Origin of the sequence: Rhodococcus sp. NPDC059234 (genome assembly GCF_042754225.1) — a bacterium.
Lineage (GTDB): Bacteria > Actinomycetota > Actinomycetes > Mycobacteriales > Mycobacteriaceae > Rhodococcus_G.
In genome coordinates this window covers 1-16,726 of record NZ_JBHZAH010000110.1, presented here as the reverse complement: position 1 = coordinate 16,726, position 16,726 = coordinate 1, and the positions used below count along the sequence as shown (strand labels likewise).

Here is a 16,726-nt window from a genome sequence, read left to right as displayed (position 1 = left end):
GGATCGCACGAGGTTGCGGGTGTTACTTCCTGCCGCCGCCCAGCAGGCCGCCCAGCAGGTCGCCGAGGCCACCACCGCCGGCCGACTGTCCGCCGCCGAGCAGGCCGCCGAGCACGTTGCCGAGGCCGCCGCCGGCCGACTGTCCGCCGCCGAGCAGGCCGCCCAGCAGGTCGCCGAGGCCACCGCCGCCGGTGGACTGCGCCTGGGCGCCGCCGCCGTTGTTGCCCGACATCTGCTTCGCGACAAAGGCCAGCACGATCGGTGCGAGCATGGGCAGCAGCTTGCCCACCAGCGAGCTTCCGCCGCCGCCACCCACCCCGCCGAGTGCGCTGACCACCTGGTCGGTGCTGTCGCCGAAGACGTTGGCGACGATCTTCTGGCCGTCGGCAGCGTCGACCTGGTCGAGGTCCACGCCGCCCGCGAGGAAGGCGGGATCGGAGTGCTGCGCCAGCGCGTTCTCCAGCGACGCGGCACCGGCGGGATCCTGGGCATTCGCTTCGAGTCCGCCGACCAGGGTCGGGATCGCCGACCGCACCGCGGTGGTCGCGGTGGCCTCGTCGACGCCGAGCTTCTGGGCGATCTGGCTGATGGGAATCTGGGACAGGAGATCGTCGATGGAAGCCATGTGTGCCCGTCTCGTAGGGGACCGCCGTCGGCCGGCGACCCGGTCCGTTCGACAGTAGTGAACGGGTGTCGCTCGAGGGCTCCTATTCGATCGGTGGCGGAATCCGTGTCTTGCGAGCAGGATTCACCCATGACCAACGGGAATTGGGCTGGTTCCTACGACCGGCCGGTCGACGCCGGCCGAAAGGGCTGGCCCGGTTGGGCGAAGAAGACCGTCGCCGGGGTCGTCCTGCTGTTGGTCCTCGTCATCGCGTACTTCGTCCTGGCGGCGTTCCTGCCGAGATGGTGGGCGCAGCAGGCGGGGTCGCTGTCCTCGGGCAGCTTCAGTCGCGGCATCGCGTGGGGGCTGCTCTACGGACTGCTGTGCACCCTGCTCCCGTTGTTGCTGATCCAGCTCGCCTGGCGGGTACGCGGCCGGAAGTACAGTCGGGCCGCCCAGATCGCGTCGGTGGTTCTCGCGGTGGTCCTCGCGCTGCCGAACCTGATGACGCTGACTGTCGTGCTCGGCAACAGCGCTGCCGCGCATGCGGGGGAGCGGATCCTCGACGTCGACGCGCCGGGCTTCCGGGGCGCCTCGCTGGTCGGTGCGATCATCGGCGCCATCACGTTCGGCGTGCTGTTCTGGCTCGGTGCCGCGTACCGCCGGCGCGGCCGGGAGTTGGCGAAGATGCGCGACAGCGCCCGCGCCGCCGACCAGGCCCCGGACCAGCCGGCGGCGCCGAGTCCCGAAGGCTGACCCGGGCCGGGTCAGCGCCCGCGGGGCTTCCGGTCGTCCGCCACGAAGTCCCGGAACCGGGCCGCGGGCGCGGTGAGGGTCCGAGCACGCGACCACACCATCCCCACCTCGCGCACAGCCGCCGCATCACGCACCGGGACGACCGCCACCCCGACCGGCCACGGCGCAGCCTCCCGCACCGGGACCAGTGCGACGCCGAGTCCTGCGGACACCAACCCGGTGACGGTCGCCAGCTCGCTGCTCTCGAAGACGATCTCGGGTGTGAACCCGGCGTGCTCGGCCGCCTCGTCGAGCAGGCTCCGCATCCCGAAGTCGGGGTGCATCGCGACGAATCGTTCGTTCGCCGCCTCGTCCAGCCCGATCTCGGTGCGGTCGGCGAGCGCATGATCCGCGGGGACCGCGAGCGCGAGCGGCTGGCGGTCGAGCAGCATCCAGTCGAGGTCGGGTTCGCGCGGACGGGGCGAGATCACCGCGAGGTCGCTGTGGCCGTCGAGGACGCGATCGGCCAGCCGTCCGGCCGCGTCCTGGTGCAGGGTGAATCGCACCCCCGGCGCGTCCGCGCGGAACGCCCGGATCAGGTCGGGGACCAGCCAGGGGCCGAAGGAGTGCAGGAAGTCCAGCCGCACGGTTCCGGTCGACGGACTCGACAGTTCCGTGATGCGGTCCTCGGCGGTGACGAGTTCGTCGAGGGCGCGGCCCGCGTGCTCGTGGAGCAGGCGGCCGTAGCGGTTCAGGGTCAGTCGGCGGCCGTGGCGGTCGAACAGCTCGACGCCGAGGCGGCGCTCGAGCGCGGCGAGCCGCCTCGACAGGGTGGGCTGCGAGAGCCGGAGTTCGTCCGCGGCGGCCGTCACCTGACCCTCCGCGGCGAGGACGACGAACCACCTCAGGTCCGAGCTGAGCATGACCGGCTCCCATCGGTCGATCCGTTTATATGTGCTTCAAGCATATAGAAATGCCAGTTCAATCATTTTGTGGATGAGCAGGGTCGGTCGAGGATGGTGCTCGGAGGCACCATGACACTCGACACGCTCACCGCGCCCGCCGCGCGGTCCGATGGGTACCGGCGCGGATCGGCCGGTTACACGCGGATCACCCTCTCGTTGTTCGCGGCCGGGCTCGCGACCTTCGTCTCGATGTACTCGGCGCAGGCGCTGCTCCCGGCGCTGTCCGAGGACTTCCGTGCCGGGCCCGCGAGCGCCGCACTCGCGGTCTCCGCGACCACCGGCGTGCTCGCGCTGGTGATCGTTCCGGCGAGCGTGCTCTCCGAGCGGTTCGGCCGGACCCGGGTGATGGTCTTCTCTGCAGCGGCCTCGTGCGCCATCGGACTGTTGTTGCCGCTGAGTACGTCGATGGGCATGCTCGTCGCCGGTCGCGCCCTGCAGGGCGCGACCCTGGCGGGCATTCCCGCGGTCGCGATGGCCTACCTGGCGGAGGAGGTCTACCGCGGCGACCTCGGCGCCGCGATGGGCCGCTACGTCGCGGGCACCACCATCGGCGGGCTGGTCGGCCGGCTGGTGCCCTCGGCGGTCCTCGACGTCAGCGACTGGAGATGGGCGATGGTCGCGGCCTCGACCCTCGCGCTGCTGTTCGCGGTCGTCATGACCAGGACCATGCCGCCGTCGCAGCACTTCCGCCCGCAGGCGGTGCGGCCGCGGGTGGTCCTCGCCAACCTCGCCGACCATCTCCGCGATCCGGCCCTGCGCGTGTTGTTCGGCCTGGGGTTCATCCTGATGGGCGGCTTCGTCTCCGCCTACAACTTCCTCGGGTTCCGGCTGGTCGACGCTCCGTTCGGGCTGCCGGACGCCGTTGTGGGTCTGGTTTTCCTGATGTACCTGGCGGGGACGGTCACCTCGTCGATCTCGGGACGGGTGGCGGACCGGCTGGGCAGGCGCTGGGTACTGCTCGCTGCGGTCGTCGTGACCGCCTCGGGCCTGCTGTGCACCCTCTCGGGACGGCTGCCGATGGTGCTCGCCGGGATGCTGCTGTTCACGGGCGGATTCTTCGCGGCGCACTCGGTGGCGAGCGGTTGGGTGGGCGTGCTCGCCACGGCGCACCGGGCGGAGGCGTCCGCGCTCTACCTCTTCTCCTACTACCTCGGGTCGAGCGTGGCCGGCGCAGGCGCAGGCGTCGCGTATGCCGCGGGCGGATGGTCGGGCACGGTGGCGTACATCGGCGTGCTGATGATCGTCGGCCTGGTGCTGGCGCTGACGATGATTCGGGTGGGGAGGCTCCCGGTCAGGCCGGTTGGTGCTCCGCATCCCGGGTGACCGCGGCGGGCTGATCGCGGCGGGCCATCAGGCCGAGCACGCCCGCGCCCGCGATGATCGCCCCCGCCACCACGGCGACCGCTGCCGCGGTCGTGGTGCCGCGCGGGAAGTTCATCGCGAGCGGCGACAGCAGGAGCATCGCGCCGAGGATCACCAGAGCCCAGTGGCTCGTCCTGGATTCGGTCGTCATCGCCCACAGCCCGGCGGAGTAGGCGACCAGGCCGAGGATCAGGATCGATCCCGTGATCTGCTGATCGCCGTTGACGGGTATCCACATGCTGAGCAGCACCAGTGCGACCCCCGTCACGACGACGAGGATGTCACGGCGAACTTCGCGGGCGTGTGCAGAATCCATCATGGTGGCCTCCCTGCGTCCGACCTCTCGGAACCCCATTCTGTGCCCGATCGGCGCGCGCTGTCGACCCCGATTCTCGTCGGTGCCCGATTGGTCCACTACCTGGTGGTTTCGGTCCCGCGGAGGTGATCGAGGGTGCGCTGCATCGCGATCCGGGTCTGTTCGACGGTCGGGCGTGCGCGGCGAGTGTCGAGGTAGCTGCGGCAGAGGTCCTCGACGGTGTCGAATCCGCCGGTCAGCCCGCTCCGGCTGTTGACGATCCGGCGTACCAGCCGCCCAAGTCCGGCTGCCTGTTCGTCGCTGAGCGCGGAGACCGCGACGTTCTCGAGGGTGCGGAACGTCGTGTGGCCGAGCTCGACGTCGCTGGACCGGACGGCCGCCGAGTCGACGATCCTCTCGCCGGGGCAGGCTCGCATGAGTGCGGTGCTGCGGAGGAAGTACTGCTGCTTGACGTCGGAGGGGCTCATCGCCGCTCACCGCCCTTCGGGGCCCCCGCAGGGGTTCTCGTGCCGGAACTCGCGGGCCGAACGCAATTACGAATCACATTGACTCCTAATCGATGTGGCCGTTCTTCTACGATTGCCGCCCTCTCAGTGGTATCAGACGCGAACGCCATTCACGAGACCCAGTCGTTAGGTGACGCAAAAGCGTTACCCAATCGCAGCCTAAGGAATGGGATCCGGTGCAGCGATTGGACGTTCGTCCGAATGACGGCCAATGTGATTGCGGTGCAGGGGAGTACGCGCGAGCAGCCGCGGGCGGTGGCAGGGGTTCGGCCCTGGTTGATGCCGGGACGAGGGCGTGACGCGCGCCACACCTCGGGGTGGGGTCCGGGTGGCGGACGCAGAACGTCCCGCCGGGGAGAACCCAGGCGGGACGTGGTGCCCCCTCTCGGGCTCGAACCGAGGACCTGCGGATTAAAAGTCCGTAGCTCTACCAACTGAGCTAAAGGGGCGGGCGGTGCAGAAGTCTAGTGGTCCCGCAGCGTTCGCGAGAACAGCACCCCCACGACGAGGAACGTGGCGATCGTCGCGATCACCGCGCCGATGCGGTGCAGGCCCGCGTCGCTGGGCCCGCCGTGCGTGGTGACCTCGATGACGACCGCCGCGAGATTGGCGCCGACGTACTGGATGGTGCGGTACATGCCGATCGCGGTGCCGACATCCCGAGCACTGGCCGACGCGTTGACCAGGTTCTGGTTGCCCATGTTGTTGAAGCCGTTGGGTACGCCGAGTATCGCGGCGATCAGCAGGATCGACCAGGCGGGGGCGGTCGAGGTCTCCACGAACGCCAGCAGCAGGCCGCCGACCACAAGGCCGGAGGTTCCCACCAGCAGGGTGCGCCGCGCGCCGTGGCGACCGTAGATCCGGGACGCGATCATGGTCGCGCCCACGCCGACGCCGGCGATCGGAAGCATCATCAGTCCGGCGACCGACGCCGACATGCCGTGCGCGCCCTGCAACCACTGCGGCAGCCCGAAGAAGATGCAGTAGAAGGCCGTGTAGGTGGCCAGTGTGCGGGCCAGGGTGGTGCTCAGCATCCGGTTGCGGGCCAGCTCGCGCACATCGATGAACGGCGCCGCGCAGTGGGCCTCTCGCCAGACGAAGGCGGCCCAGACGGCGACCGAGACGGGGGCGAGCCACCACGAGGGGGTGGTGGTGAGCGAGAGCAGGAAGAACATCAGGGTCGAGGTGCCCGCGAGGAACAACGCCATACCGGCCGGGTCGAGCGAGCGCACCAGTTCGGCGCCCGTGCCGCGGCGCGGACGTGGCCCGTCGGGGTCGGCGACGGCGAGCACCCACACCGCGCTCACCGCGGCGAGCGGCAGGTTCACCCACATGATCGACTGCCAGCCGAGGGTGCTGACCAGCAGTCCGCCGATCGTGGGCCCGAGCGCGACGACGGCCTGCGCGCACGCGGTGAGCGTCGCGATCGCGGAACGGGGTTGTGCGCCATGGCGATCCGCGTACTCCCGGACGATCGTCATCGCGGTGGGGTACTGGGTGGCCGTGCCGATGCCCAGCAGCACCCGGGCCGCGATCAGCCAGCCCAGGCTCGGCGCCAGTGCGCCGGCGATCGCGCCCACCGCGATGAGCGCGAGCCCGCCGAGGTAGACGCGGCGCGCACCGAGTACCGCCCCGAGCCGGCCCGCGGTTGGTGCCGCGACCGCGGTGGCGATGTAGAGCGCCGAGATCACCCAGGCGGTGCCCGACGCGGACCCGAAGTGTTGGCCGATCGCGACGATGGCGACGGCGATCATCGACGAGTTGAGCCCCTGGAGGATGGTGCCGGAGCCGAGGCCGACGCTCAGTCGCCGGGGGACCGGGACGGGCCGCGGGCGCTCCGCGGCGAGGACGTCGGACTGTGCGGTCACGACCGAGATTCCCCGGTGCCGAGTCGGCGCAGTATCCGTCCGGCGATGAAGAGCAGTTCGCGCTCGGCCTCGGTGCACTCGGCGTCGAGCGCGTCGGCGAGCCAACGGGTGCGTCGTTCGCGGTCGGCCAGGAGCATGTGACGACCGTGGTCGGTGAGGCTGATCAGGCTGGCACGGGCGTCCGCGGGATCGGCCTGCCGGGTGATGGTCCCCTCGTCCGCGAGCAGGGCGACGGTCCGCGCGATGGACTGCGGGGTGACCTGTTCGAGCGCGGCGAGCGCGGCTGCGGTCATCGGGCCACCGCGCTCGAGGTGCCCCAGCGCCTGGAGCTGGGTCGGGGTGAGCATGTGCTCGGCACGCTGGGCGCGCAGCCTGCGGAAGAAGGCGGCGATGTCCTCGCGGAACTGGATCGCCGGGTCGTCCGATCGTGCGCCGGTCATGCCGATGTCACCTCCACGAAGCGTCGATAAGATCAGTGTAGCTGACTAATTTGTCGAGATATTCGGCACCAGACATCGAAGATAAACAGTGTTGCTGTCTAATTGTGTCGCGCTCGTGGCCGCCGGACCGGGCTGGCGACGGTCGACATCCCGGACATTCGGCCGGCCTCGGGCGATGATGGCGGTAGTCGTGAGGTGGGAGGGTCGATGAACGAATCGGACGTCGAGCGCGTCCGGGTGTCCTGCGAGGTCCGAAACCGCCTCTACCGGGACGGGGTCTTGGCGGGCACGGACCTTCCGGTCGAGGAGCTCGCCGAGTACCGGTCCGACGAGAGCGCGTTGATCTGGATCGACCTGCTCGCCCCGTCGGTCGCCGACATCGTCGCGCTGAGCCCGCTGATCGGCGGCGAGGTGGAGTTGCATCCGCTCGCGGTCGAGGGCGCCATCTCGGGCCGGCAGCGCCCGCGGCTGGTGCGGTTCCGCGACCACAGCCTGCTGCACGCGCAGGCGGTGCGCTTCGACCCGTCCAGTGACCGGCTCGCCACGACGGGGCTGTCGGTGTTCATCCTCGCCAGGGCCCTGATCACGATCCGTTCGGACGACAAGCTGCCGCTCGACCCGATCCTCGCCGACTGGGACGACAACCCGGACCTGGCCGCCTACGGTGTCGGGTTCCTGCTGCACACCGTCGTGGACACGTTGGTCGACGGGTACTTCGTCGCGATCGACGAACTCGACGACCAGATCCAGGCGCTCGAGGACGAGCTCCTGGTCGGCTCCGGGCGGGTGAACGCGGTGCAGTTGCGCAGTTTCACGCTCCGCAAGGCGGTGGCGCAGCTGGGTCGCGCCGTCCTGCCGATGAACGAGGCGTTCAGTGCGCTGCTGCGGCAGGGGGCGCACGTGCTCGACGCGACGATGGTGCCGTACTACCAGGACGTGTACGACCACGCCCTCCGTGCGACGGAGCGGATCGACGGCCTGCGTGACACCATCGAGTCGATTTTGGCGACACACCTTGCAATGCAGGGTAATTCGCTGAACGAGATCATGAAGAAGCTCACCGCGTGGGCCGCGATCATCGCGATCCCCACCGGGGTCACCGGCTACTTCGGTCAGAACATCCCGTTCCCGGGGTTCGGGCAGCAGTCGGGGTTCTGGCTCAGTGCGGGCATGATCGTGGCGCTCGCCACCGGACTGTGGTGGAACTTCAAGCGGCGCGACTGGTTGTGACGGCAAAGGCTCGGGTGCGCACCCCCTGCCGCGCACCCGAGCCGGTTCGAATCATACCACTCGGTGTGTTCCACCGGGTAGCAAGTTACTCGCCAGTAGCTACTGTAGCGGGTGTCCGCTGAAGCGGATCTGCCCCGATCAGGACTAGGGTTGACCTGAGGTCTTCTGGTGACCTGTCGGGGCGACTATGCAGGTTTCGGAGGCAGGGCAAGCGCATATGGCACGTCAACAGGAACGCGCGCGTCGGACCCGCGCAGCGATCGTCGAGGCGGCGGCGGTGGAGTTCGCTCGCCGCGGCTACGCGGCCGCATCGGTGAACACCATTCTCGAGGGCTCGCACGCGACCAAGGGTGCGATGTACTTCCACTTCGAGTCGAAGGAGGACCTCGCCCGCGCGGTCCTCGCGTCGGCTCTCGAACGCTACACGGAGTCGATCGACCGCTGGAAGCGCGTCGACGCGGACCCCTTCCAGGTGTTGCACGCCATCATCGTCGAGCTGGCCGACCGATTCGCCTCCGAGACGATCGTGCAGGCGGAGTTCCGGTTGATCATCGAGCCGGAGTTCTACTCCGAGGTGCGCTCCGGCGGCAGTCAGGTGTGGGGGCGTACCGCACACGAACTCGTGGTGCGGGCGCAGCGCGAGGGGCAGCTGCGGCCGAATGCCGACCCCGCGGTCTTCAGTCGGGTGCTGGGGGCCTGCCTGGCCGGCCAGCGGTACATGCTCGACATGACCACCGACAGCACGGGGCTGCGCGAGCGCTTCGAGGAGGCCTTCGCGGTGGTGCTGGAGGCGATGGCGTCGGAGGAGTGGCTGGCGCAGTGGCGACGGGACGGATGGCAGGACCTGCGGGCCGAGGCCGTCGTCGAGCAGCCGGATCCGGAGCGGGTGGATGTCGAGATCGAGCGGCATTCTTCGCCAGAAACCGCCTCTGACCAGCCGATTTGAGTTTTCCGAAACAAGTGTCCTAAGCTATCCCAGCTCCCAACGGACAGCCGTTGCGGGTACTTGCCGGAGAGATTCGGTGGGCCCCCTTCGTCTAGCGGCCTAGGACGCCGCCCTTTCAAGGCGGTAGCGCGGGTTCGAATCCCGTAGGGGGTACGGATTTAGGAGGTAGCGGGTTCGCCTGCTACAGTTCCTAACCGGAAGTTAGACCGGATGTTGCCTGACAACAACATTCGTAGCAAGGCCCTGTGGCGCAGTTGGTTAGCGCGCCGCCCTGTCACGGCGGAGGTCGCGGGTTCGAGTCCCGTCAGGGTCGCTTTGTATTGCCTAGGCATTCGGTTCGGGTGCCGCCCGGCCAGGTAGCTCAGTTGGTACGAGCGTCCGCCTGAAAAGCGGAAGGTCGCCGGTTCGATCCCGGCCCTGGCCACCATATATTTTCACGCGAAAGCCCCTTCCTCGTTTCGAGGCGGGGGCTTTTTCGTTCGTGTCGGTGCCGGACGTTCGGTCGGCGCGGGTCGGGGCGCGGTATGTGACGATCGACTCGATCCCACCCCTCGAAGTTGCGGAAAATTAACTGACGCGATCTACTGGGTCCGTAGTCGCGTGGGGACGGCTGACAATCCCGCGGGACCCCCATCCCGCGGTCGCCGGTGCGGTGGGCGGCCCCCCAATCGTTGCCCACCGCATCGGTCTCGTCCCGAGGCCGGTCAGGCACGCAGCGGGTACTTGAACCCGGGCACGACCAGCCCGGCCAGCGCCGCGACGGCGATCACCACCGCCACACCCGGCACCAGCGTGTGCAGCAGGTAGCCGAGCCCCGGATCGGTCAGTCCGATTCCCCCGGCGCACAGCGCCGCGGGAACGTGGGGCGCCCGCAGGAGCGCCATCGTCACGACCGCGGCCACGACCGACCCGGCGACCGCGAGCTCCGATGCCCCGGCGACGGCGGTGACGGCGAGGGCTGCGAGTGCGGCCGCCGGGTAGGCGCGCAGGATGGCGCCGGGCCGCGCGGGCGGCCGGGCCGGTGCCAGCGCGACGACGGCGGCCGACGCCGCGTACGGCAGCGCGAACACCGGCAGGCCGAGTCCGTGTTCGACGGCGGCGAGTGCGGCGATCGCGATCGCCACCACGGCCCCGGCCGCGAAAGCGGAACGTCCCGTCGGCGCGGGCGTGCGTGGCCGGATCGCACCGGTGGAGCCGGAGTTGCTGGTGAGCAAGGACATTGGTCGTCCCTTCGAGGTCGGGTTGGTCAGTGGTGGCGGGCGAGGAAGTCGCGGACGAGCGCCGCGATCTCCTCCGTGTGCGTCTCGAGTGCGAAATGTCCGGCGTCGAGGAGATGGATCTCGGCATCGGGCAGGTCCCTGGCGAACGCCTTCGCTCCTGCGGGCCCGAAGATCTCGTCGCCGCGGCCCCAGGTGACCAGCGTCGGTGGGCGGTGGGTGCGCAGGTACTCCTGGAACGCGGGATAGCGGTCGAGGTTGAACTGGTAGTCCCAGAACAGCTGCAGCTGGATCTCCTTGTTGCCCGGCCGGTCCAGGCCGGCCTGGTCGATCAGCCAGGCCTCCGGCGCGATCCGGTCGAGTCTGTCCGCCGGCACACCGTGGACGTACTGCCAGCGGGTCGCGTCCGGTTCGAGTAGTTCGCGTACCCGGGACTCGTTGGCTGCGCGGTCCTTCGCGTGCTCGAACAGCACGTCCCAGAACGGCGTGAAGCCCTCTTCGTACGCGTTGCCGCTCTGGGTGATCAGAGCCGTGATGCGTTCGGGATGGTCGAGGGCGATGCGGAGCCCGATCGGCGCGCCGTAGTCCTGGATGTACAGCGCGAATCGCTGCAGGCCGAGTCGGTCGAGCAGGGCCTCGGTCACCGCGGCGAGTCGGTCGAAGCTGTAGTCGAATCGATCGACCGTCGGCATCGAGGACCGTCCGAAGCCGATGTGGTCGGGTGCGACCAGGTGGAAGTCGTCGGCGAGTTCGGCAATCAGATTTCGGTACATGTGCGAGCTGCTCGGAAAGCCGTGCAGCAGAACGAGGGTGGGATTCGCCGGGTCGCCGGCCTCGCGGTAGAAGACCTCCTGGCCGTCGATGGACTCGGTGCGGTAGCGGGTGGGGAAGGTGGACATTGTCGCTCCTTGCTCGAGGCGAGAACGAGCGTTCTCCCGCTCGTGAGGTGTAGCGTAGAGAACGATGGTTCTCATGGCAAGGGGAGAGATGACGATGGACGCGGACAGCGCGGACGTCAGGCTGCTGGACGCGGCCGAGGCGTTGTTCAACGAACACGGCGTGCAGGCGGTCGGGATGGACGCGATCCGCTCCGGATCGGGTGTCTCGCTCAAGCGGCTCTACCAGCTCTACCCGTCCAAGGATCGATTGGTCGAGGCCGTCCTGAACAGGCGTGACATGGCCGTGCGAGCGGAGCTCGCGGCGTTCCTCGAGCCGTGCGGCGACCCCCGTGAGCGCGTGCTGGCGGTGTTCGACTACCTCGACGCCTGGTTCCGCCGCGACGACTTCCGTGGCTGCACGTTCATCAACACCTTCGGCGAGCTCGGCGGCGTCAACGATTCGGTCGCCCAGATCGCGCGCACCCACAAGGCGGCCTTCCTTGCCTGCCTACGTGAGCTGGTCGCCGCCGCGGGTGAGCCGGCCGCGCTCGCCGACCAGTTGGTGATCCTGGCCAACGGCGCCATGGCGACCGCGGCGATCACCGGATCGCCGGACCCGGCCCTCCAGGCGCGCGCGGCCGCCGTGGTCCTGCTCGACGCGGCGGGATGACGGTGTCGCTGCGCATTCCGCTCCGCCGCCCGTCGCTCGCCGGCTACGACACCTTGCCCACCGCCCCGGGGCCGATCGGCTCGGCCGTGCACGGCGTGTTCCTCGGCACCAGCAGCGTGATCCTCCGGGACGCGCGCACCACGCTGCTCGTGGACGGCTTCGTCACGCGGCCCGGATTGATACGACTGGTGCTGGGCAGGATTGCGCCCGACCACACCCTGATCGACGAGTGCCTGGCCCGCGCGGGTGTCGACGCGCTGGACGCGGTCCTGTGTGCGCATTCGCATTTCGACCATGCTCTCGACGCCCCCATCGTCGCGCAGAAGTTCGACGCTCCGGTCGTCGGTTCGGAGTCGACCGCGAACATCGCGCGCGGCTACGGGGTGCCGGATCGGCTGATCCGTTCGGTCGGCGGCGACGCGGAACTGCGTTTCGGGGACTTCGTAGTGACCCTCGTCGCCGGCCTGCACAGTCCCGGGGACGTCGCGCCGGGCACCGTCGACGCGCCGCTCGTGCCGCCGGCACGGGCGCGGGAGTGGCGCACGGGGGAGGCGTACTCGATCTTCTTCCGGCATCCGCGCGGCAGTGTCCTGGTGCACGCCAGCGCAAACCACGTTCCCGGTCGGCTCGACGGCCACCGCGCGGACGTCGTCTATCTGGGCATCGGCACGCTGGGTCGACAGAGTGCGCGGTTCCGGGCCGAGTACTGGCGCGAGGTGGTGCGGGCAACGGGTGCGCACACGGTGATTCCCGTGCACTGGGACGACTTCACCCGGCCGCTGCGCCTGCCGCTGAGGCCCCTGCCGTATCCGATCGACGATGTGCCGGCGGCTATGGGATTCCTGCTAGAGCAGGGTCGGCGGGACGGCGTCCGAGTGCTCGTGCCCGAGCCGTGGGGCGCGGCGGAGTTGCTGCCCGGCATCTGAGGATGCGCGGATGCGCATAGTCGACTTTGACAATAATTTTCAACAAGGTCGACGCTGTCGCCATGAATCAGACATTTCAGCCCGGCCGGATCGCGGTCCTCGCTGTCACCGTCGGTCTCGCTGCCGCGCTCGCCGGATGCGCGTCCGGGTCGACCGTGCCGACCGACGGGACGCCGGAGCCGCCGAAAACACCCGCGCGGATGGAGGTCTCGTCCGCGGAGCCGCGGTTGGCGGTGACCTACGACGGGGGCGTGATGGTGCTCGACGCCGACGGCCTGGACGTGCTGGCGCAGTTCCCGGTCGACGGATTCGCCAGGGTCAACCCCGCCGGCGACGGGAGGCACGTACTCGTCTCGACGGGCTCGCGGTTCCGGGTGCTCGACGCGGGTGCCTGGTCGGAGCAGCACGGCGACCACGCCCACCACTACGTCGCGCAACCGACCTTCGCCGGGGTGGAGTTCGCCGCCGACGAGCCGGGGCACGTGGTTCGGCACGGCGGCCGGACCGCGCTGTTCGACGACGGGACGGGAGACGTCACGAGCTTCGACCCGAGGGCGTTGGCCGGGGGAACGCCGGACGCCGACCGGTTCACCACGCCCGCCCCGCACCACGGGGCCGCCGTTCCGCTGCCGGACGGCGGTCTGGTCACCACGATCGGAGACGACAAGTCCCGCACCGGAATTGTCGTGTTCGATCGCGATCTCCGGGAGGTGGCGCGCAACGAGCAGTGCCCGGGCGTGCACGGCGAAGCCGCGGCCGCCGGCGGCGGCCTGGTGTTCGGCTGCCAGGACGGAGCCCTGATCTACCGGGACGGCGCCGTCACCAAGGTGTCCAGCCCGGATGCGTACGGGCGCATCGGCAATCAGGCCGGCGGCGACACGTCACCCATCGTCCTCGGTGACTACAAGACGGATCCGGTCGCGAAACTCGAACGCCCGCAACGTGTGATGCTCCTCGACACCGTGGCCGCGCGGCTGACTCCGGTCGACCTCGGTGCGAGCTACAGCTTCCGCTCGCTCGGTCGCGGGCCGGCCGGTGAGGCGGTCGTGCTGGGCACCGACGGCGCGCTGCACGTCATCGACCAGAACGCCGGAACCGTCACCAAGCGGATCTCGGTGCAGGGGCCGTGGACCGAGCCGGAAGAATGGCAGCAGGCGCGTCCCGCCCTCTTCGTCGCGGGCGAGACGGCCTACGTCACCGAACCGTCCACCAGGACCCTGCGGGCGGTGAACCTGGACTCCGGCGCGGTGGTCGCGACGGCGACCCTGCCGCAGGTCCCCAACGAACTGACCGGCGTCACCGGCTGACGGCGGGACGGCGGGCGCCGCAACCGGCCGGTGCCGCATTCGCTCGAACTGATCGCGCGAATGCGGCACCGGGTCGGATCCGGAACGTCGGTCAGACGGTGGCGGTCCAGCTGTCGGGACCGAACACCTCGTAGTGGATGGACTCGGCGGGAACCTGCCGGTCGAGCAGGCTCTCGCGGACCGCGAGCATGAAGGGCATCGGGCCGCACAGGTAGACCTGGGTCCCCGCCTCGATCTCGATCGCCGACAGGTCGGCACGACCGAGGTGGGTGGTGCCGTACTCCTCGCGGTGCCCGAGGTCCTCGTACCACCGGTGCATGGTGGCGAACGGGATCTGCTGCACCAGCTCGGTGAGCTCCGTTCGGTGTGCGTGCCGGGCGGGGGACCGGTCGGCGTGCAGGACCGACACCCGACGGTGATTGTCGTTCGTCGCGAGGTGGTTGAGCATCCCGATCATCGGGGTGCAGCCGATCCCCGCGGACACCAGCAGCAGCGGGGCATCGCCCTCCTCGAGCACGAGGTCGCCGAAGGGCATCGAGACCTGCAGCATGTCGCCTTCGAAGACGTTGTCGTACAAGAAGTTCGACACCTCGCCGGCGGGCGCTCCGGCGTCCGCGGGCACGGCCTTGACGCTGATCTGCCATTCGGTGGCCGACGGTGCGCCGACGAGGCTGTACTGGCGAATCTGCCGGGCGCCGTCGGGAAGGACCACGCCGACCGAGATGTACTGTCCGGGAAGGTAGCTCGGCAACGTCTCCGCGCCGAGGGGGCTGAGCACGAACGACACCGTGTCCGCGGACTGCAGCACTCGGCGGCTCACGCGCACCTCGCGCCAGACCCGGCCGTCGGCAACCCCGGCGGATGCGTAGAGGTCGTGCTCCATGGCGATCAGCGTGTCGGCCATCAGCCAGTACACCTCGTTCCAGGCGGCCGCGACCTCGGGTGTGACGGCCTCGCCCAGCACCTCGACGATCGCCTCGAAGAGGTACTTGTGCACGATCTCGTACTGGTCGGCGGTGATGCCGAGGGATGCGTGCTTGTGCGCGATCCGCGACATGATCAGGTCGGTCCGCGGGGCGTCCTCGCTGACCTGCAGCGTCGCGAAGGCGGCGACCGCACCGGCGAGTGCCTTCTGCTGCTGGCCCTGCTTCTGGTTCCCGCGATTGAACAGGTCGCGCTCGAGCTCGGGGTGCGCCGCGAACATCTTCGGATAGAAGATCGCGGTGATGTCCTCGATCGCTGCCCCGACCGCGGGAAGGGTGGCTCGGATGACTTCGGTGGACGCTGGGGAGAGGCTCATGGGGCGACGGTATTAAAACTTGCATTTGAGATGCAAGATATTGTGACCTAGTCCACTACGTTGTGTAGTAGGAGGGGTTTCGGCTGGTCAGTCCCAGGCGGCCAGCCGGCGCTCGCTGACGAATCGGCGGGTCTGCCCGGAGTGGGGGTCGGTGAACGTCAGGGACCGGGCCAGCAGCTGCAGTGGATCCGAATAGTCGTCGGGCGCGACGTCGTACAGGGTCGGATAGAAGTTGTCGCCGACGATGGGGATGCCCAGCGAGTTCAGGTGCACGCGCAGCTGGTGCATCTTGCCGGTGTGCGGCAGCAGCCGGTAGCGCGCGCGGTCGCCGTGCACCCCGAGCAGTTCGATGCGGGTCTCGGCATTCGGCTCACCGGGCACCTCGAGGCACTGCAGGGTGCCGCGTTCCTTGACGATTCGGCTGCGGACCGTGCACGGAAGGCTCAGTGCCGGGTCGTAGCCGGCGACCGCCTCGTACTCCTTGACCACGTGGCGCTGGTCGAACAGCGACTGGTACGCGCGGCGAGCCTGGGCGCGGACGGTGAAGACGAGCACTCCCGCCGTCACCCGGTCCAGCCGGTGCGCGGGTGTGAGTTCGGGAAGGTCCAGGTCGCGCCGGAGCCGAACCAGGGCCGACTCAGCGACGTAGCGCCCGCGCGGGGTGCTCGCGAGGAAGTGCGGTTTGTCGACCACGAGCAGGTCCTCGTCCCGATGGAGCACCTCGATCTCGAACGGCACCCGGGTCTCGATCGGCGGGTCGCGGTAGAGGTACACGAACGAGTGCGCGCGGTAGGGGCTCGCGGGGGTGACGGGCACCCCGGCCCCGTCGACCACCTCGCCCGCTGCCACCTTCTCGCGCAGCCTTCGCGTGTCGTCGGGGAAACGGGCGAGCAGGTAGCCGAGGACCGTCGTCCAGCTGTCGTCCGCGGGCAGCCTCAGGCGGGTCGGGTTGAGGCCGTCGCGGACGGGGAGCGGGGCGTCGGGCACATCACGAACCTACGCCGCGCAGTCGCGTCGCTGCCTCGGCGTCGCATCGCCGCCTGTCCGTCGACCGACCGACAGGGCCTGTGGTTGCCGGGTGTTCGCCCGCCTGCGGGCCGGCCGCAACTGGGAAGACCCGCTAAAGATGGTGGGGGGCACTGATTTCTGTGATTTCCTGTGGTGCTTCGGATCGTCGATGTAGCGTCCCTCGGAACATCCGGTGCCGACCGGAATCGGATGACCAGTTGAGGAGAGCGAATGTCCGGATCATCAGACGACCAGCAGGAAACGATCGAGGAGCTGCTCAAGCTCGTGAAGTCGATCACGATCGGCATGAACAGCGGCCAGCAGTAGGTTTCTCGCCGGTGGCCAGGGGCGCGGGAGAGGGCCCTCGGCAAACTGCTGGAGGCCTCGCGCGCGTACGAGGCGGGCGAGCCCCTTCCGCGCGGTTCCTGGCTGGACCCCGTCGGCCTGC

General features: G+C 69.4%; 17 protein-coding genes and 4 tRNA genes. 10 read left to right on the top strand and 11 right to left on the bottom strand.

Translation table 11 applies throughout. The features are described 5' to 3' along the window. Positions 1-22: 22 nt before the first annotated feature. Complete coding sequence (locus ACFXGJ_RS19715) at positions 23-625, bottom strand: DUF937 domain-containing protein (RefSeq protein WP_378623553.1); 603 nt, start codon at positions 623-625, stop codon at positions 23-25. A 129-nt stretch (positions 626-754) separates the two neighbouring features. On the opposite strand from ACFXGJ_RS19715, the gene ACFXGJ_RS19710 reads away from it, so the two are divergent. After that, on the top strand, positions 755-1,360 hold the full coding sequence (locus ACFXGJ_RS19710) for a hypothetical protein (protein ID WP_378623550.1): 606 nt from the start codon (positions 755-757) through the stop codon (positions 1,358-1,360). Between the two features lie 11 nt (positions 1,361-1,371). On the opposite strand, the gene ACFXGJ_RS19705 is transcribed toward ACFXGJ_RS19710, so the two are convergent. Then, positions 1,372-2,262 (bottom strand): LysR family transcriptional regulator, encoded by an 891-nt coding sequence (locus ACFXGJ_RS19705; protein WP_378623547.1) that lies wholly within the window; start codon positions 2,260-2,262, stop codon positions 1,372-1,374. 111 nt (positions 2,263-2,373) lie between these two features. Between ACFXGJ_RS19705 and ACFXGJ_RS19700 the strand changes: the two genes are divergently transcribed. Beyond that, positions 2,374-3,627 carry an MFS transporter gene (locus ACFXGJ_RS19700; RefSeq protein WP_378623544.1) on the top strand — a complete coding sequence of 418 codons (1,254 nt, stop codon included), beginning with the start codon at positions 2,374-2,376 and terminating at the stop codon, positions 3,625-3,627. Here the strand turns inward: ACFXGJ_RS19700 and ACFXGJ_RS19695 are convergent. From ACFXGJ_RS19695 to ACFXGJ_RS19675, 5 genes are all read right to left on the bottom strand, one after another. Then, on the bottom strand, positions 3,596-3,985 hold the full coding sequence (locus ACFXGJ_RS19695; RefSeq protein ID WP_378623541.1) for a hypothetical protein: 390 nt from the start codon (positions 3,983-3,985) through the stop codon (positions 3,596-3,598). The genes ACFXGJ_RS19700 and ACFXGJ_RS19695 overlap by 32 nt on opposite strands. 95 nt (positions 3,986-4,080) lie before the next feature. Beyond that, positions 4,081-4,449, bottom strand: coding sequence for a hypothetical protein (locus ACFXGJ_RS19690; RefSeq protein ID WP_378623538.1), 369 nt, complete (start codon positions 4,447-4,449; stop codon positions 4,081-4,083). Positions 4,450-4,861: 412 nt separating this feature from the next. Continuing rightward, positions 4,862-4,937, bottom strand: a tRNA-Lys gene (locus ACFXGJ_RS19685). Positions 4,938-4,952: 15 nt separating this feature from the next. After that, on the bottom strand, positions 4,953-6,356 hold the full coding sequence (locus tag ACFXGJ_RS19680; RefSeq protein ID WP_378623536.1) for an MFS transporter: 1,404 nt from the start codon (positions 6,354-6,356) through the stop codon (positions 4,953-4,955). Beyond that, the gene (locus tag ACFXGJ_RS19675; protein WP_378623533.1) at positions 6,353-6,796 is read right to left on the bottom strand and encodes a MarR family winged helix-turn-helix transcriptional regulator; all 444 of its coding nucleotides are present in this window, start codon (positions 6,794-6,796) and stop codon (positions 6,353-6,355) included. Before ACFXGJ_RS19675 ends, ACFXGJ_RS19680 begins: the two co-directional genes overlap by 4 nt. A 207-nt stretch (positions 6,797-7,003) precedes the next feature. Between ACFXGJ_RS19675 and ACFXGJ_RS19670 the strand changes: the two genes are divergently transcribed. From ACFXGJ_RS19670 to ACFXGJ_RS19650, 5 genes are all read left to right on the top strand, one after another. Next, positions 7,004-8,026 carry a magnesium transporter CorA family protein gene (locus ACFXGJ_RS19670; RefSeq protein ID WP_378623531.1) on the top strand — a complete coding sequence of 341 codons (1,023 nt, stop codon included), beginning with the start codon at positions 7,004-7,006 and terminating at the stop codon, positions 8,024-8,026. Between the two features lie 217 nt (positions 8,027-8,243). Further along, complete coding sequence (locus tag ACFXGJ_RS19665) at positions 8,244-8,972, top strand: ScbR family autoregulator-binding transcription factor (protein WP_378623528.1); 729 nt, start codon at positions 8,244-8,246, stop codon at positions 8,970-8,972. A gap of 80 nt (positions 8,973-9,052) precedes the next feature. Continuing rightward, a tRNA-Glu gene (locus ACFXGJ_RS19660) sits at positions 9,053-9,125 on the top strand. An 86-nt stretch (positions 9,126-9,211) separates the two neighbouring features. After that, positions 9,212-9,285: transfer RNA gene (locus ACFXGJ_RS19655), tRNA-Asp, on the top strand. Between the two features lie 37 nt (positions 9,286-9,322). Then, positions 9,323-9,399: transfer RNA gene (locus tag ACFXGJ_RS19650), tRNA-Phe, on the top strand. Between the two features lie 277 nt (positions 9,400-9,676). Here the strand turns inward: ACFXGJ_RS19650 and ACFXGJ_RS19645 are convergent. Together ACFXGJ_RS19645 and ACFXGJ_RS19640 are read right to left on the bottom strand one after the other, a co-directional pair. After that, on the bottom strand, positions 9,677-10,192 hold the full coding sequence (locus ACFXGJ_RS19645) for a hypothetical protein (protein WP_378623525.1): 516 nt from the start codon (positions 10,190-10,192) through the stop codon (positions 9,677-9,679). Between the two features lie 26 nt (positions 10,193-10,218). Next, positions 10,219-11,088, bottom strand: a complete 870-nt coding sequence (locus ACFXGJ_RS19640; RefSeq protein ID WP_378623523.1) for an alpha/beta fold hydrolase — start codon at positions 11,086-11,088, stop codon at positions 10,219-10,221. A gap of 73 nt (positions 11,089-11,161) precedes the next feature. Between ACFXGJ_RS19640 and ACFXGJ_RS19635 the strand changes: the two genes are divergently transcribed. The 3 genes from ACFXGJ_RS19635 to aztD all read left to right on the top strand — a co-directional run bounded on the left by ACFXGJ_RS19635 (position 11,162) and on the right by aztD (position 13,970). Continuing rightward, entirely contained in the window at positions 11,162-11,737 is a 576-nt protein-coding gene (locus ACFXGJ_RS19635; RefSeq protein ID WP_378623520.1) for a TetR/AcrR family transcriptional regulator, read from the top strand. Beyond that, the gene (locus ACFXGJ_RS19630; RefSeq protein ID WP_378623518.1) at positions 11,734-12,663 is read left to right on the top strand and encodes an MBL fold metallo-hydrolase; all 930 of its coding nucleotides are present in this window, start codon (positions 11,734-11,736) and stop codon (positions 12,661-12,663) included. The genes ACFXGJ_RS19635 and ACFXGJ_RS19630 overlap by 4 nt, the downstream gene beginning before the upstream one ends. A 62-nt stretch (positions 12,664-12,725) precedes the next feature. After that, positions 12,726-13,970 carry a zinc metallochaperone AztD gene (gene aztD / locus ACFXGJ_RS19625; RefSeq protein WP_378623515.1) on the top strand — a complete coding sequence of 415 codons (1,245 nt, stop codon included), beginning with the start codon at positions 12,726-12,728 and terminating at the stop codon, positions 13,968-13,970. A gap of 91 nt (positions 13,971-14,061) precedes the next feature. Here aztD and ACFXGJ_RS19620 read toward each other — a convergent pair whose 3' ends face one another. Both ACFXGJ_RS19620 and ACFXGJ_RS19615 read right to left on the bottom strand, forming a co-directional pair. Then, positions 14,062-15,270 (bottom strand): globin domain-containing protein, encoded by a 1,209-nt coding sequence (locus tag ACFXGJ_RS19620; RefSeq protein ID WP_378623512.1) that lies wholly within the window; start codon positions 15,268-15,270, stop codon positions 14,062-14,064. Positions 15,271-15,357: 87 nt separating this feature from the next. Beyond that, complete coding sequence (locus ACFXGJ_RS19615) at positions 15,358-16,257, bottom strand: pseudouridine synthase (protein WP_378623509.1); 900 nt, start codon at positions 16,255-16,257, stop codon at positions 15,358-15,360. Between the last annotated feature and the right edge of the window lie 469 nt (positions 16,258-16,726).

Bases quoted from the DNA above. Each gene is read 5' to 3' on its own strand.
- ACFXGJ_RS19620 (WP_378623512.1), bottom strand. From the start codon at position 15,270: ATGAGCCTCTCCCCAGCGTCCACCGAAGTCATCCGAGCCACCCTTCCC.
- ACFXGJ_RS19700 (WP_378623544.1), top strand. From the start codon at position 2,374: ATGACACTCGACACGCTCACCGCGCCCGCCGCGCGGTCCGATGGGTAC.
- aztD (WP_378623515.1), top strand. From the start codon at position 12,726: ATGAATCAGACATTTCAGCCCGGCCGGATCGCGGTCCTCGCTGTCACC.
- ACFXGJ_RS19705 (WP_378623547.1), bottom strand. From the start codon at position 2,262: ATGCTCAGCTCGGACCTGAGGTGGTTCGTCGTCCTCGCCGCGGAGGGT.
- ACFXGJ_RS19675 (WP_378623533.1), bottom strand. From the start codon at position 6,796: ATGACCGGCGCACGATCGGACGACCCGGCGATCCAGTTCCGCGAGGAC.
- ACFXGJ_RS19635 (WP_378623520.1), top strand. From the start codon at position 11,162: ATGGCAAGGGGAGAGATGACGATGGACGCGGACAGCGCGGACGTCAGG.
- ACFXGJ_RS19690 (WP_378623538.1), bottom strand. From the start codon at position 4,449: ATGAGCCCCTCCGACGTCAAGCAGCAGTACTTCCTCCGCAGCACCGCA.
- ACFXGJ_RS19665 (WP_378623528.1), top strand. From the start codon at position 8,244: ATGGCACGTCAACAGGAACGCGCGCGTCGGACCCGCGCAGCGATCGTC.
- ACFXGJ_RS19715 (WP_378623553.1), bottom strand. From the start codon at position 625: ATGGCTTCCATCGACGATCTCCTGTCCCAGATTCCCATCAGCCAGATC.
- ACFXGJ_RS19630 (WP_378623518.1), top strand. From the start codon at position 11,734: ATGACGGTGTCGCTGCGCATTCCGCTCCGCCGCCCGTCGCTCGCCGGC.
- ACFXGJ_RS19670 (WP_378623531.1), top strand. From the start codon at position 7,004: ATGAACGAATCGGACGTCGAGCGCGTCCGGGTGTCCTGCGAGGTCCGA.
- ACFXGJ_RS19645 (WP_378623525.1), bottom strand. From the start codon at position 10,192: ATGTCCTTGCTCACCAGCAACTCCGGCTCCACCGGTGCGATCCGGCCA.
- ACFXGJ_RS19695 (WP_378623541.1), bottom strand. From the start codon at position 3,985: ATGATGGATTCTGCACACGCCCGCGAAGTTCGCCGTGACATCCTCGTC.
- ACFXGJ_RS19710 (WP_378623550.1), top strand. From the start codon at position 755: ATGACCAACGGGAATTGGGCTGGTTCCTACGACCGGCCGGTCGACGCC.
- ACFXGJ_RS19640 (WP_378623523.1), bottom strand. From the start codon at position 11,088: ATGTCCACCTTCCCCACCCGCTACCGCACCGAGTCCATCGACGGCCAG.